This window comes from Variovorax sp. PAMC 28711 (assembly GCF_001577265.1).
Classification (GTDB): domain Bacteria; phylum Pseudomonadota; class Gammaproteobacteria; order Burkholderiales; family Burkholderiaceae_C; genus Variovorax.
Map to the genome: position 1 here is coordinate 4,134,057 of NZ_CP014517.1, position 14,258 is coordinate 4,148,314.

Below are 14,258 nucleotides of genomic sequence, written 5' to 3' on the forward strand. Positions count from 1 at the left end.
ATAGGGGCGCCGCCCCGCTTTCACGACACACGTCAGGCGGCGCGCACACCGATCCGCACGATTTTGGCGATCGACGGAACGCCGTCGCTGTCGATCGCAAACACCATGTAGTGGCCGGGCGGCAGCACGTTGTTGGTTTCGTCCACATTCAGCGTGACGCTGCTGCCACTCTGCGTGAAGGGCACGTTCAGGAAGCGCTGGTCGAAATTGATCGAATGCGTGACCGAGCCGGTGCGCACCAGGTTCACGCGCTGGATGGGTTTCTGGCTGACCACGCTCATGCGGTAGGGCGTGCCGAGCGCCAGGTCTTTGGGAGCGCTCAGGATCGACGGGCGCGGCAGGCGCTGACCGCTGCCGTCCTTGGCGAAGAGATAGGGCGGCGAAAAGATCTCGGCGTTCAGCTGGATCGCCGGTCCGGGCGCGCCGCCACCGGCCACCAGCACGGTGGCGTCGGGCAACAGCAAGGCGGTCGAGTGGTAAAGCCGGTAGTTCACGGCCGAGGCGCCGATGGTCCATTTTTCGGTGCGCGGATTCCAGATGTCGGCGGTGTAGCCCGCGTTGGGCGCGGCATTGGCGGACGGCGAGCCGCCGGTGTTGAGCACCTGCCCGTCGGCCAGCACGGTCATCGTCGCCCAGATTTGATGGGTCGGACCGATGCCATCGACCACTCTCGACACCGGGGCGGCGCCGTTGATGTCGAGCACGGCCGCCGTGCCGTCGGCGCCGCCGACGAGCACCTTGCCGCGGTCGTACATCGCGTGGGGCAAGGTCCAGTCGGTGGCCACGGGCAGCGTTTGGGGCAAGACCCGCAGGGCGCCGGCACCGTTAGGGTCCAGCTCATGGAGCTGCGCGCTGCTGAACGCGATCACCTTGCCGCTCGGAGCGACATAGCTGCGCGGGTACGCCGCGCCATTCGGGTACCGGGCGTTGGTCATCTCCACCCAGCCGGGGCCCACGCCGTTGTAGACCTCCGTTTGAGGCACGCTTCGGCCGTCGGCGTCGTAGCCACCCATCACCATCACGCGGCCGTCGGGCAGCGTGGTGAGAGTGTCGTACCAGCGCGCGTAGTTCATGGGCATGCCCGCCGCGACCATGGTCTGCGTCGTTGCATCGAACAAATTGACGTCCCGGATGCCGCGGTTCACCAGAATGCCGCCGCTGCCGTTGGGCACCTTCTGCCCGCGGATGTCGCCGCCCGCCAGCAGCACCTGGCCCGACACCGGCAGCACCAGCTGCGAATTGCAGAAGATGTCGGAGCCGGTGGTGTTGGGCAGCAGCGTATGGATCTTGGTGACCGGGTCCCACACGTCGTACACCAGCTGTGCGGTCTGTGCGCCGGCTTGATTGGTGCCATAGGTCATGACCTTGCCGTTGGGTGCGAGCACCGCGTGGATCGCGATGATCGGCCAGGCGATCGGCGCCGACCAGGAGCCTCGCGTGCCGGCATCCGGCGGCAGGGCTGCGGCCTTGGCGACCAGCGCCTCGGACTTGGCGATGTCGGCCACTTCGGCGACTTCTGCATACCGCTTCGGGACGCCGGGCGTGTCGGTTTCCATGTCGCGTATGCGCGCGGATTCCGCGTCGCGCAGCCGCTCCTTGACTTCTTCGGGCGTCAGGGTGAGTTGGGCCTGAACGCCCGGCGCGCTCTGCGCGGCGGGTGTCGCGGCAGCATTGCCGGCGGCGGATTGCGCAGTGACGGTGGCGCCGGCGTCGGCGCCGCTCGTCGGCAAGCCGACCGCTCCGCCGCCGGAGCCGCCGCCACCGCCGCAGGCGGCGAGCAGCACGGCCGAGGCCGAGAGAGAGACAGTGGAAACGTGTCGACGCGCGAGGCGCGCCCACGAAACGTGTGCTTGAAACATGAAGAACTCCCTGAAGTCCGGCTGGCGCCGTGTGTGCGCGGATAGTACTTTTTAATTAGCCCATGATCGATGCCACCGCCGGCGCGCTGCGCTTAAGCTGCAGCGATGCGTGCACAAATTCGCCCTTTTCGCAGCCGCGTGGCCGCCCTGTTGCGCGGCATCGCGACGGCGTTGCTCGTCCCGGTGCTGCTGTTCGAAGAGTGGGGGTGGGCACCGCTGGCCGCCCTGGTGGCCCGACTTTCTCGCCTGCCGTTCTGGGCGCGCGCGGAGGGCTGGATGCGCGACCTGCCGCCTTGGGCTGCACTGCTCGCCTTCCTGCTGCCGGTGCTGGTTCTGTTGCCAGTCAAGATCCTCGCGCTGTATCTCTTCAGTGAAGGCCACGCGGCCACGGGCGTCACGGTGCTCGTCGTCGCCAAGCTCATCGGCACCGCGATCGTCGCGCGCATCTTCCAGCTGGTCGAGACCACGCTCATGCGCATTCCCCTGTTCGCGCGCTGGTATCCGCGCTGGAAAAACTGGAAGAACTCGGTGCTCAACACCGTGCGCGAAAGCGCGCCCTGGCGCAGCGTGCGTGCGGTGAAGGAAGGCGTGCGCCTCTGGTGGCGCAAACGGCGCAGCGCCTGACGCCAGTCCCGTTTTCGCGCGGGTAGGATTCGCCGCCATGCCCATCGACCGCGCTTCCTCTCCCTTGACGGCCACCGAGAGCCGCCCGCTCTGGAAGACCTTCCTTTTCTTCCTCGCCCCGATGTTGCTCAGCAACATCCTGCAGTCGCTGTCGGGCACGCTCAACAACATCTACGTGGGGCAGATGCTGGGCGTGAAGGCGCTGGCGGCGGTATCGAGTTTCTTTCCGGTGATGTTCTTCTTCATCGCCTTCGTGATTGGCCTGGGCGCCGGCGCGTCGGTGCTGATCGGGCAGGCCTGGGGCGCCCGCGACACCGGCAAGGTGAAGGCGGTCGCGGGCACCACGCTCAGCGTCGGCATCCTGCTCGGGCTGCTGGTGGCCCTGTTCGGCGGCACGTTCACGCGGCCGATGCTGGCCCTGCTCGGCACGCCGCCCGACGTGCTGGCCGACTCGACAAGCTACGCCCGCATCATGCTCATCGCGATGCCGGGGCTGTTCGTCTTTGTGTTGTCCACGGCGATGCTGCGCGGCGTGGGCGATACCGTCACGCCGCTCATGACGCTGATCATTTCCACCGCCATCGGCCTCGTCGTCACGCCCGCGCTGATTCGCGGCTGGGGCGGCTTGCCGCAGCTTGGCGTGGCGAGCGGCGCGTGGGCCACCACGGTGGCGTTCGTCATCGCGACGCTGTGGCTGGGCTGGCGGCTGCGGCAGCGCGGCAGCCCGCTCGCGCCCGATGCCGACTTTTTCCGGCACATGCGCATCGACCCGAAGATCCTCAAAGCCGTGCTGAAGATCGGCGTTCCGACCGGCGTGCAGACCATCGTGATCGCGCTCGCCGAAATCGCCCTGCTCTCGCTGGTCAACGGCTACGGCTCGGACGCCACGGCAGCCTACGGCGCGGTGAACCAGGTCGTGGCGTATGTGCAGTTCCCGGCGATCTCGATCGCGATCAGCGCATCGATCCTCGGCGCGCAGGCCATCGGCGCAGGGCATTCCGACCGCCTGGGCGCCATCGCGCGGACCGCGCTCCTCATGAACCTGTGCCTCACCGGCGGCCTCGTGCTGCTCGGCTACCTGTTCTCCCGGCCACTGATGGGTCTCTTCATCACCAGCGCGCCGGTGATCGAGATCGCGCAATCGCTGCTGCACATCATGCTGTGGAGCCTGGTCCTCTTCGGCATGGCCGCCTCGCTCTCGGGGATCATGCGGGCGAGCGGCTCGGTGCTGGTGCCGACGCTCATTTCCATCGTCTGCATCATCGGTGTCGAAGTGCCGGTGGCCTGGGTGATGAGCCATCGCATCGGCCTGAACGGCGTGTGGGTCGCGTACCCCGCAGCCTTCCTCTCGATGCTCGCGCTGCAGACCGCGTACTACCGGCTGGTCTGGCGCAAGAAGGCCATCCGCAGGCTCGTGTGAATTCCTACGTCGCGCAGGGCGCCGACGGATTCGCCTGTGCCGCCGCCACGCTGCGCGCGATCGCCGCGGCGGCGTTGGCGGTGAGGCGACGCGCGCCCTGCGCGACCGCATCGATGCCGCTGCCCACCGGTTCGCTCAGGCTCAGCTGGCAGGCGGTCGTGAGGGCGGCATCTGAACGGCGGAGCGTCCAGCCGAAGCCGGCCTCGACGCGCGCGCCTTCGATGGCGTCGAACTGCCGAACCTGCACGGCGATGCGCCAGGCCGGCTGCGCGTTCTGGCGGCCGCCCTTGGTCGCGTCGAAGGCACCGAGGCGCGCGGCCACGCCGCTGGCCAGCGCGTCGCGCAGTTCGTTTTCGAACGACGACGCCCAGCGGTGCTGTTCGAGCACCTCGACCTGGGCGTTGGCGTCGCCGGGCTGCTTCACGACAAGCTGCGGCCGCGCGAGGCGCTCCGGCATGGCGAGCGGCAGCATCTCGATGTAGAGCGGTGCGCCGAGCGGGGTCGGGGCAGCGGCCATTGCCGGGGCGGCCTCCGCCAGCGTGTAGTAGAGCGTCGGCTTGCTGGCGCACCCAGCGAGCACAGCAGCGATGGCAACGGCCGTGGCCAGGGCGAAGGTCTTCATTTCTTGTCGTCCGGTTTGCCGCGCAACAGCGACTCGGGATGGCGTTCGAGGTAGTCGGTCAGGACGCGCACCGAGCCGGCGGCGCGTGTGAGTTCCTGCAAGGTCTGGCGCACGTCCTGCTGCAAAGGCGAATCCTCGGCGATCGTGCGTTCGGCGCTGTTCATCGTCTTGCGCACATCCTTCATGGCGGCAGCGAGCTCGGGGGTCACGTCGTTGTTGATGCGGGTGACGGTGGCCTCCGCCGCGGTCAGCGTCTTGTTCAAGGTGCCGAGGGTCTTGCGGACATCGCCGGCCAGTTCCTCGTACGGAATCTTGTTGAGCTTGGTCGCGATTTCCTGGACCTGGGTCTGGATCTCGTCGAGGCTGTTCTGCACGGTCGGCACCACGATCGGGTTTTGCGTCACGTCGACGACGACCTTTTTCTCTTTAGGGAAAAAGTCGAGTGCGACGTAGATCTGGCCCGTCAGCAAGTTGCCGGTGCGCAGCTGGGCGCGCAGGCCGCGGGCCACCATCTGGGTCAGGCGCTGCTGCCGCTCGACCTCCGACTGCGGCAGGTCGCGCGCCCCGTCCAGGCGACGCATGCGGTCGGGGTACACCGTGACGAGCACCGGCATCAGCAGTTGCCGCTCGGCGCGGTCGAACTGCACGCCGATGGACTTGACCTCGCCGATCACGATGCCGCGAAAGTCGACCGCCGCACCAGGCGACAGGCCGCGCACCGACTGGTTGAAGTACATCAACATGGTTTGCGAGGGGCCGTCGGGCTCCTTCATCGCGCTCATTTCGTCCTGCGCCAGCGCGAAGGCGGCGTTCTCGGTCGCGAGCGGCCCCATGGCGTCTTCGGGCGCCTGGAACGCGATGCCGCCGAGCAGCAAGGTGGCGAGCGACTGCGTGCGCAGCGTGAAGCCGCTCGCGCTCAGTTGCGCATCGATGCCGCTGGCCTGCCAGAAGCGCGTGTTGACGCCAACGAACTTGTCGTAGGGCGCGTTGACGAACACGCGCAGCGTCACGCCGCGGCCGTCGCCGTCGAGTTCGTACGAGGCGATCTGCCCGACCTTGATGCGCCGGAAGTACACGGGCGAACCGATGTCGAGCGAGCCGATGTCGCGCGCCCTCAACTGGAATTGCCGGCCGCTGGCGTCACGGGTGACGATGGGCGGTACCTCGAGGCCGGTGAATTCCCCGCTCGTCTCCTCGGAAACGCCGGCATCGGCTCCGATGTAGGCTCCCGACAGCAAGGTGCCGAGGCCCGAGATGCCCGAGGTATCGAGGCGGGGTCGCACCACCCAGAAACGCGTGTCCGACGCAGTGAAGCCCGAGGCTTCCTTGTTGAGCTGCACCAGCACCCGCACCTGAGAGCGGTCGCGCGCGAGACGGATGGTCTGGACCACGCCGATCTGCACATCCTTGTATTTCACGGCCGTCTTGTTGGCCTCCAGGCCTTCGGCCGTGTTGAAGGTCAGCACGATCTCGGGACCGCGGTCCCAGAGCAACTTGGCCACCAGCGTGATACCGACGAGCGCCGCGACGATCGGAATCAGCCAGATCAGCGACGGCACCCAGTCGCGCCGTTTCACGATGGTCGGGGACTGGACCGGCGGGGGCGGCGCCGGGCTGGCGGCGGGCGGAATGGAAGGTTGATCACTCATGCTTGCGGTTCACTGATTTTTTCATGTCCCAGGGGTGTCGTTGCGGTTTCGTGGCTGTCCCAGGTCAGCCGGGGGTCGAAGCTGCGGGAGGCGAGCATCGTCAGTACCACCACCGAGCCGAATGCCGCAATGCCGACGCCGGCGGTGATCTGCGCGAAGCCCTGGATTTGCACCAGCCCGGTCAGCAGCGACACGACGAACACATCGAGCATCGACCAGCGGCCGATCACTTCGATGATGTGATAGAGCCTCGCGCGCTCGGGCTGGCGCCAGTCGCTGCGGCGCTGCGCCAGGAACACAAGCAAGAACAGCACCGCCAGCTTGAACAGCGGCACCAGGAAACTCGCGATGAACACGATGGCTGCGAGGCCCCAGGCGCCGGACACCCAGAAGTAGATGACGCCGCTGAGGATGGTGTCGTATTGCGTGCCGAAGAAGCTCTTGGTGATCATCACCGGCAGCAGGTTGGCCGGTACGTACATGATGCAGGCCGCGATGAGCAGCGCCCAGGTGCGGGCGAGGCTCTCGCGCTTGCGGCTGTGCAGCCGCGTGCCGCAGCGGCCGCAGGGCTCGCCGTCGGCCGCGTCGCGCCACACCGCGGCGCAGTTCGGGCAGGTCATCAGGCCGGAAGAGATCGCCGTTTTCATGCGGCCTGCTCCCCGTCGGGATCGAACTCGACCTGCCAGAAGCCGCGCGGGTCGAACGACAGCACGGCGGTGAGCAGCACGGTGAGCACCATGAACGCCCAGAGCGCCGGCCCCGGCACCACCGTCGCCATGCTCGACAGCTTGATGATGGCCACCAGCACGCCGAGCAGAAAAACTTCGATCATTCCCCACGGTCGCAGCGCCTGCATGGCGCGCACCAGCATCGCGAAGCCGGGCGCCCGCTTCGCATTGCGCAGCGGCACCAGCAGCCACGCCAGGATGCAGAGTTGCAACAGCGGAAAGAGCAGCGTGGTCGCGAGCACCAGAAGCGCCACCAGCGACATCCCTTCTTGGGCCAGCACCTGCACCGCGCCGGCCAGCGTGGTCTGGCTGCTCTTGCCCTGCAGCTCGATCTCGACGATCGGGAACAGGTTGGCGATGGCGAACATGATCAGGCTGGCCACGGTGAGCGGAAGGATGCGGCGGCGCAGGTCACCGCTGTGGCGGTCGAGCTCGGCGCCGCAGCGCGGGCACCTGGCGACGTCACGTGGCTGCAGTTCGGGTTTGTCGTAGACCGCGTCGCAGCCTTCGCAAGCAATGGTGTCGGGCACCTCGACCATGTCAGCCGCCCGCGCCGTGGGTCGCGTGGCCGGGCGCTGGGGTCTTCAGGCGAAGCAGGCTGCACACGCCGGCCAGGCCGGCGCAGCAGGCGGCCAGCACCAGCGCCAGGGTCGGGCCGCGGCCATCGCCGTGCGCGCTCCACACGCTGAAGATGGCCGCCAGCATCACGGCGCCGAGGGTCTGTCCGGTGAGCCGCGCGGTGCCGAGCATGCCGCTGGCCGCGCCGCTGCGGTGCGCCGGCGGCGAGGTCACGATGGTGTGGTTGTTGGGCGACTGGAACAGGCCGAAACCGAGTCCGCACAGTGCCATGCGCCAGACGATGTCGGCATTGGCCGGGTTTGAAGGCAAGGCCGCGAGCAGCGCGAGGCCGGCGGCCATCATCGCGAGACCGATGCCGCCGAGCAGGCCGTCCGGGTACTTACCGATGAGCCGCCCTGCGATCGGCGCCATCACGACGATCGCGAGCGGCCATGCCGTGATCAGCAGCCCGGCCTCGATGTGGCTGCGGCCATAGGCGCCGAGCAACAGGAACGGCAGCGCGATGTACGCCAGCATCTGCGCCGCAAAAGCCGCCACCGACGTGCCCATCGACAGCGCGAACACCGGGATGCGCAGCAGGTCGATCGGGAACAGCGGCACCGCTTGCGTGCGCTGCCGGCGCACATAGACGAAGCCGACCGCCAGCCCGGCCAGCAGGATCGCCCAGGCGCCGGACTGGCCGCCCTGCCCCGTCGGGTCGCGCACGCCGAGCCGGTCGGCGCCGAGGAAGATGAGCGAGAACATCAGCACGTTGAGCACCACGTCGACCACCGAGAGCCGATGGCCGGCCGCCGCCGCCACCCGGTTGAACGGCAGCGATCGGTAGCCCAGCACCAGCACGAGGATGCCGAGCGGCACATTGAGCGCGAAGAGCCAGGGCCACGACGCCACCGACAGGATGGCTGCCGCCACCGACGGCCCGGCGACCGACGAGGTCGCCACCACCATCGAGTTGATCGCCATGCCGCGCCCCAGCTGGGCCGACGGATAGGTCAGCCGCACCAGCGCCGCGTTCACGCTCATGATGCCGGCGGCGCCCAGGCCCTGTAGCGCGCGCGCCGCGATCAGCGTGCCGAGCGAGTTCGCGAACGTGGCCGCCAGCGACGACAGCGTGAAGACGGCCATCCCCACCAGATAGACGCGCCGGTAGCCCACCAGATCGCCCAGCGACGCCAGCGGCAGCATGACGACCAGCACGGCGATCTGGTACGCGTTGACGACCCAGATCGCCTCCGACGCGCTCGCGTTCAGTTCCTGCGCGATGCCCGGCAGCGCGAGGTTCACGATGGTGCCGTCGAGCACCGCCACCGCGATGCCCATGATGATCACGGCCATCGCGTGCCACCGCTCGGGCGTGGGCAGCCCGTCGATCGGTGTCGGTGGCTGGAGCGGTTGCGCCATGGGGCGTGCGGCTCAGTTGAACGACGCGAGGGTCGGCGCCAAGCGCAAGCCGCCGAGCGTCATCCAGGTGAGCAACAGCGCGATCAGCGCGCCGGCCGCCATGCCCGCCACCATCGGCAGCGGACGCCCGTCGGTGAAGAGCCCGACCAGCGCCATCATGAGCGCACCGGTCAGCATCTGCAGCGTGCCGAGCAGCGCCGATGCGGTGCCGGCGATGGCGCCGTGGGCTTCGAGCGCGAGCACGCTGGTGGTCGGAATCACGAGGCCCATGAAGCCGCTGGCGATGAAATACAGAACGATGAGCACCGACAGCCGCTCCCCGCCCGCGGCGAAGTAGCCGAACATCGAAAGCATCACGATGGCGCTGGCCGCGACCGCGCACTTGACCACGCGTGCCAGCCCAAAGCGCTCGCCGAGCGCGCCGGTGAACTGCGACGCGGCAATGAACGCCGCCGCGTTGACGCCGAAGGCCACGCTGTACATCGTCGGCGACAGCCCGTAGTGGTCGATCATCACGAAGGAAGAGTTGGCAAGGTAGGTGAAAAAGCCAGCAAGCGCGAAGCTGCCGATGAAGACAAGGCCAAGATAGTGCCTGTCGCGCAACAAAAGCCAGTAGGCGGAGAGCGCACTGCGGACGCTGCTTTCGACGCGTTCTGACCGCGGTCGCGTTTCCTCGAGCTGCGCAAAGATCAGCGCCAGGCCGGCCGCGGCCGCGATCGTCACGGCCCAGAACACGCCCCGCCAGCCGGTCAGCGCGATCACCGCGCTGCCGGCCAGCGGCGCCAGGATCGGCGAGACGCTGAACACCAGCATCAGCAGCGACATGAGGCGCGCGGCGTCGGTGCCGGTGTGCAGGTCGCGCACCACCGCGCGCGGAATCGCCATGCCGGCCGCCGCCCCCAGGCCCTGGACGAAGCGCAACACGATCAGCGTCTGGATGTCGGTCGCGAGCGCGCAGCCCACACTGGCCACGGCAAAAAGCGCCAGCCCGGCATACAGCGGCGGCTTGCGCCCGACCATGTCCGAGACCGGCCCGTACAGCAGCTGGCCCACCCCGAGCGAGAGGAAAAAGGCGGTGAGGCTCATCTGCACGGCGCCGATGTCGGCGCCCAGGCTCTTGCCGATGGCCGGCAGCGCCGGGAGGTACATGTCGATGGCGAATGGGCCGATGGCCGAGAGCAGGCCGAGCAGCAAGGCCATGCGAAAAAAGCGGGACGTCATGCCCCGATTGTCGCGAACGCGGCAATGGCCCCCGGAAGCGCCGGCCCGGGCGCTGTGCTAGCGCCGGTCTGCCGTGCCCGCAGGAGGCGCAGCGCTAGAACGAAAGCGCGTCGAAGCCCGCGCGCTCCAGGGTCTGCTTCATGACGCCAGACGCTTCCTCGACCATGGCGTTGACGCCGGAGGTGAGCGTGTCGGGCAGCAAATCGGTGATCCACACCAGCTGGCAGCGGCCGTCGTCGACCCGAAACACCTGGACCGACGCGTTGTGGTGCGCGGCGCGCCCGCCGACGGCCGAATAGGCCAGCCGGTGCGCGGCGTCGTCGACCGACAGGATGAGCTCGCGCACCGTCATCCCGTTCGCGAAGGTGACGACGCGAGCCTGCGGCTCGACGACGACATGGGTGACGAAACCGGGCACGAGCCGGGTCGCCAGCGCCCCCCAGTCGCGAACGGCCTCCCAAACATGCTGGGCCGGCGCCTCGATATCGATTTGCTTGTAGATCGATGACATTTTTCTGGACTCCCTTTTTCGAGCTGGTATTCAACCGCAGCGGGCGATGAAAAGCGAGTGGATCCCGCGCGACAACGCTGTAGTGCGGCTCGGTCACCTTGTTTTCCAATGGCCGTCGCCACGGCGCCGCCGTGGGCGCGCATGATGGTCCGCATGCCACTCGACGTGCTGCTCACCTTCAATCCCGGGTCTTCGACGGTCAAGCTCGGGCTTTTTGCCATCGATGCCGTGACACCGCTGGCCCCGCGCGCCCTCGCCCGCCGCACGGTCGATGCGGCGCCCGATGCGGTGCACCGCATCGCAGAAGACGCATTGCAGTGGGCGCGCGACGAAGCGCCAGGCGCACGGCTGGTGGCGGCCGGCCACCGCGTCGTGCACGGCGGCGACCGGTTCACCGGGGCGGCGGCGATCGACGACGACACGCTCGCCGCCATCGAGGCGCTGGCACCGCTGGCGCCGCTGCACCAGCCGCAGAGCCTGCGCCTGATCCGCGCCGTGCAAAAGGCGGCGCCGGCACTCGCGCAGACGGCCTCGTTCGACACCGCGTTCCACAGCAGCCAGTGCGCCGCAGCACGCCGCTATGCGCTGCCGCGCGCGCTGTTCGACCAGGGCATCAAGCACTATGGCTTTCATGGGCTGTCGTACAAGTTCATCGCGTCGCAGCTGCGCCGGCTGCATCCCGCCATCGCGGCGGGCCGCGTGGTGGTGGCGCACCTCGGCAGCGGGGCCAGCCTGTGCGGCTTGCTGGCCGGCGCCAGTCGCGACACCAGCATGGGCTTCTCCACGCTCGACGGCGTTCCGATGGCCACTCGCTGCGGCGCGCTCGACCCGGGCGTGCTCCTCTATCTGTTGAGGCAACCGGGCCAGTCGATCGAGAGCGTCGAAGACATGCTCTATCACCAGGCGGGACTGCTCGGGCTGTCGGGCATTTCGGGCGACGCGCGCGCACTGGCAGCGAGCGACGCGCCGGAAGCCCGGGAGGCGCTCGCGCACTTCACGCTCCGCATCGCGCGCGAAGTCGCGGCCATCGCTACGACGCTCGGCGGCCTCGACGCGCTCGTCTTCACCGCCGGCATCGGAGAAAACCGGTCGACCGTGCGCGAGGCCGTGTGCCGCCACCTCGCATGGCTCGGCGTGGCGCCCGAGCCCGCAGCCGGCAAGGTCGCCGTGCTGGTCATGCACACCGACGAGGAGCAGGTGATCGCCGAAGAGGCCTGCGCCCTCATTTCCCACTCGACATCCAACGGAAGCTCCCCATGACACTCGCCACCGAACGCGCCCCGCCCGAAGACTTTGCCGTGCTCGACGCCTGGTGGCGCGCGGCCAATTACCTGTCGGTCGGGCAGATCTACCTGATGGACAACCCGCTGCTGCACAAGAAGCTGGAGCTTGCGCACATCAAGCCGCGCCTGCTCGGCCACTGGGGCACGACGCCGGGGCTGAACTTCGTCTACGCGCACATGAACCGCGCGATCGTCGCGCGCGATCTCGATGCGCTCTTCGTCGCCGGCCCGGGCCACGGCGGGCCCGGCGTGGTCGCCAACACCTGGCTCGAAGGCACCTACAGCGAGGTGTATCCGGACGTCGGCCCGAACGCGGCGGGCATGAAGCGGCTCTTCACCCAGTTCTCGTTTCCCGGCGGCATCCCGAGTCATGTCGCACCCGAAACGCCGGGCTCCATTCACGAAGGCGGCGAGCTGGGCTACTCGCTGCTGCACGCGTACGGGGCGGTGTTCGACAACCCCGGCCTCCTCGCGTGCTGCGTGATCGGCGACGGCGAAGCCGAGACCGGCGCTCTGGCGGCAAGCTGGCATTCGAACAAGTTCCTCAACCCCGCGCGCGACGGCGCGGTGCTGCCAATCCTGCACCTTAACGGCTTCAAGATCGCCGGCCCGACCGTGCTGGCGCGCATCGGCGACGAGGAGCTCACGCAGCTGATGCGCGGCTACGGCCACGAGCCGCACTTCGTTTCGGGCGACGACCCGGAAACGATGCACCGCGCGATGGCACTGGCGCTCGACGCCGCGCTCGACGTGATCCGTGCGATCCAGGTCGAGGCGCGCGAAGACGGCTTCACCCGGCGGCACCGCTGGCCAATGATCGTGCTGCGTTCGCCCAAGGGCTGGACTGGCCCGAAAGTGGTGGACGGCGTGCCGATCGAAGGCACGCAGCGCGCGCACCAGGTGCCGCTCACAGGCTTCGCCAAACAGCCGGAACACATCGGCCTGCTCGAAGACTGGATGCGCAGCTACCGACCCGAAGAACTCTTCGACGCCCACGGTGCGCTGCAGGCCCACATCGCCGCCTTCGCGCCGCGCGGGGTTCGCCGCATGAGCGCGAATCCGCACGCGAACGGCGGCCTGCTGCTCAGCGACCTCAAGCTGCCGGACTTTCGCGACCATGCCGTGTCGGTCTGCGCGCCGGGTGCTTCACAAGGCGAGGCGACGCGCGTGCTCGGCGGTTTCCTGCGCGATGTGATGTGGCTCAACGACGCGCAGCAGAACTTCCGCGTGATGGGCCCGGACGAGACCGTGTCGAACCGCCTCGGCGCATTGTTCGAGGTGACGACGCGCACCTCCACCGCGCGCATCGATGCGACCGACGACCACGTCGCGCCCGATGGCCGGGTGATGGAGGTTCTCAGCGAACACCTCTGCCAGGGCTGGCTCGAGGGCTACCTGCTGACCGGGCGCCACGGCTTCTTCTCGTGCTACGAGGCCTTCATCCACATCATCGATTCGATGTTCAACCAGCATGCCAAGTGGCTGAAGGTGACGCGCAAGATCGCCTGGCGCCGGCCCATCGCCTCGCTCAACTATTTGCTCACCAGCCACGTCTGGCAGCAGGACCACAACGGCTTCAGCCACCAGGACCCGGGCTTCATCGACCATGTGGTGAACAAGAAGGCCGAGGTGGTGCGCGTGTATTTGCCGCCCGACGCGAACACCCTCCTGTCGGTGGCCGACCATTGCCTGCGCAGCCGCAACTACGTGAACGTGATCGTGGCCGGCAAGGCGCCCGCGCCACAGTGGCTCGACATCGATGCGGCGGTGCGGCACTGCAGCGTCGGCCTCGGCATCTGGGACTGGGCGAGCAACGATGCCGGCGGCGCGCCCGACGTGGTGATGGCGTGCGCGGGCGACGTGCCGACGCTGGAAACCATGGCCGCAGTCGACTTGTTGCGCTCGCTGCTGCCCGAGCTCAAGGTGCGCGTGGTGAACGTGGTCGACCTGATGGCGCTCGAGTCGCCATCGGCCCATCCGCACGGGTTGTCGGACGCGGTGTTCGACTCGATCTTCACGACCGACAAGCCGGTGATCTTCGCTTTCCACGGCTACCCGGCGCTGATCCATCGCCTGACCTACAAGCGCACCAACCACCGCGGCTTCCATGTGCACGGCTACCAGGAAGAAGGAACGACCACCACGCCCTTCGACATGACGGTGCTGAACCAGCTCGACCGCTTCCACCTCGCGGCCGATGCGATCGATCGCGTGCCACGCTTCACCGACAGCGCAGGGCATGTGCAGCAGCATCTGCGCGACCGCCTGCTGGCGCACCGCGCGTACGTGATCACGCATGGCGAGGACATGCCGGAGATTTCGAGGTGGCGCTGGACTGCCTGAGGGCAATGCGGGCAGCTT

The 14,258-nt window shown here is 68.2% G+C and carries 12 protein-coding genes; 4 read left to right on the forward strand and 8 right to left on the reverse strand.

Features of this window, described 5'->3' with window-relative positions; genetic code table 11:
- Nucleotides 1-32 precede the first annotated feature (32 nt).
- Nucleotides 33-1,859 (reverse strand): galactose oxidase early set domain-containing protein, encoded by a 1,827-nt coding sequence (locus AX767_RS19960; RefSeq protein ID WP_082755097.1) that lies wholly within the window; start codon nt 1,857-1,859, stop codon nt 33-35.
- 105 nt (nt 1,860-1,964) lie between these two features.
- Between AX767_RS19960 and AX767_RS19965 the strand changes: the two genes are divergently transcribed.
- The gene (locus AX767_RS19965) at nt 1,965-2,483 is read left to right on the forward strand and encodes a hypothetical protein (RefSeq protein ID WP_068632909.1); all 519 of its coding nucleotides are present in this window, start codon (nt 1,965-1,967) and stop codon (nt 2,481-2,483) included.
- Nucleotides 2,484-2,520: 37 nt separating this feature from the next.
- Complete coding sequence (locus AX767_RS19970; RefSeq protein WP_068632910.1) at nt 2,521-3,903, forward strand: MATE family efflux transporter; 1,383 nt, start codon at nt 2,521-2,523, stop codon at nt 3,901-3,903.
- Nucleotides 3,904-3,907: 4 nt separating this feature from the next.
- Here AX767_RS19970 and AX767_RS19975 read toward each other — a convergent pair whose 3' ends face one another.
- The 7 genes from AX767_RS19975 to AX767_RS20005 form a co-directional block, all read right to left on the reverse strand.
- Entirely contained in the window at nt 3,908-4,525 is a 618-nt protein-coding gene (locus AX767_RS19975; RefSeq protein ID WP_068632911.1) for a PqiC family protein, read from the reverse strand.
- Nucleotides 4,522-6,174, reverse strand: coding sequence for a PqiB family protein (locus tag AX767_RS19980; RefSeq protein WP_068632913.1), 1,653 nt, complete (start codon nt 6,172-6,174; stop codon nt 4,522-4,524). Before AX767_RS19980 ends, AX767_RS19975 begins: the two co-directional genes overlap by 4 nt.
- Nucleotides 6,171-6,821 (reverse strand): paraquat-inducible protein A, encoded by a 651-nt coding sequence (locus AX767_RS19985; protein ID WP_068632914.1) that lies wholly within the window; start codon nt 6,819-6,821, stop codon nt 6,171-6,173. Before AX767_RS19985 ends, AX767_RS19980 begins: the two co-directional genes overlap by 4 nt.
- Complete coding sequence (locus AX767_RS19990; protein ID WP_068632916.1) at nt 6,818-7,441, reverse strand: paraquat-inducible protein A; 624 nt, start codon at nt 7,439-7,441, stop codon at nt 6,818-6,820. The genes AX767_RS19985 and AX767_RS19990 overlap by 4 nt, the downstream gene beginning before the upstream one ends.
- Nucleotide 7,442: 1 nt before the next feature.
- A complete protein-coding gene (locus AX767_RS19995; protein WP_068632918.1) occupies nt 7,443-8,882 on the reverse strand; it encodes an MFS transporter in 1,440 nt (479 codons plus the stop codon).
- Between the two features lie 12 nt (nt 8,883-8,894).
- Nucleotides 8,895-10,082: a multidrug effflux MFS transporter gene (locus tag AX767_RS20000; protein WP_068633947.1), complete on the reverse strand. Its 1,188-nt coding sequence runs from the start codon at nt 10,080-10,082 to the stop codon at nt 8,895-8,897.
- 115 nt (nt 10,083-10,197) lie between these two features.
- Nucleotides 10,198-10,614: an SRPBCC family protein gene (locus AX767_RS20005; RefSeq protein WP_068632919.1), complete on the reverse strand. Its 417-nt coding sequence runs from the start codon at nt 10,612-10,614 to the stop codon at nt 10,198-10,200.
- Nucleotides 10,615-10,767: 153 nt separating this feature from the next.
- On the opposite strand from AX767_RS20005, the gene AX767_RS20010 reads away from it, so the two are divergent.
- Together AX767_RS20010 and AX767_RS20015 are read left to right on the forward strand one after the other, a co-directional pair.
- Nucleotides 10,768-11,874 carry an acetate kinase gene (locus AX767_RS20010; RefSeq protein ID WP_068633949.1) on the forward strand — a complete coding sequence of 369 codons (1,107 nt, stop codon included), beginning with the start codon at nt 10,768-10,770 and terminating at the stop codon, nt 11,872-11,874.
- A complete protein-coding gene (locus AX767_RS20015) occupies nt 11,871-14,240 on the forward strand; it encodes a phosphoketolase family protein (protein WP_068632921.1) in 2,370 nt (789 codons plus the stop codon). The genes AX767_RS20010 and AX767_RS20015 overlap by 4 nt, the downstream gene beginning before the upstream one ends.
- Nucleotides 14,241-14,258 lie beyond the last annotated feature (18 nt).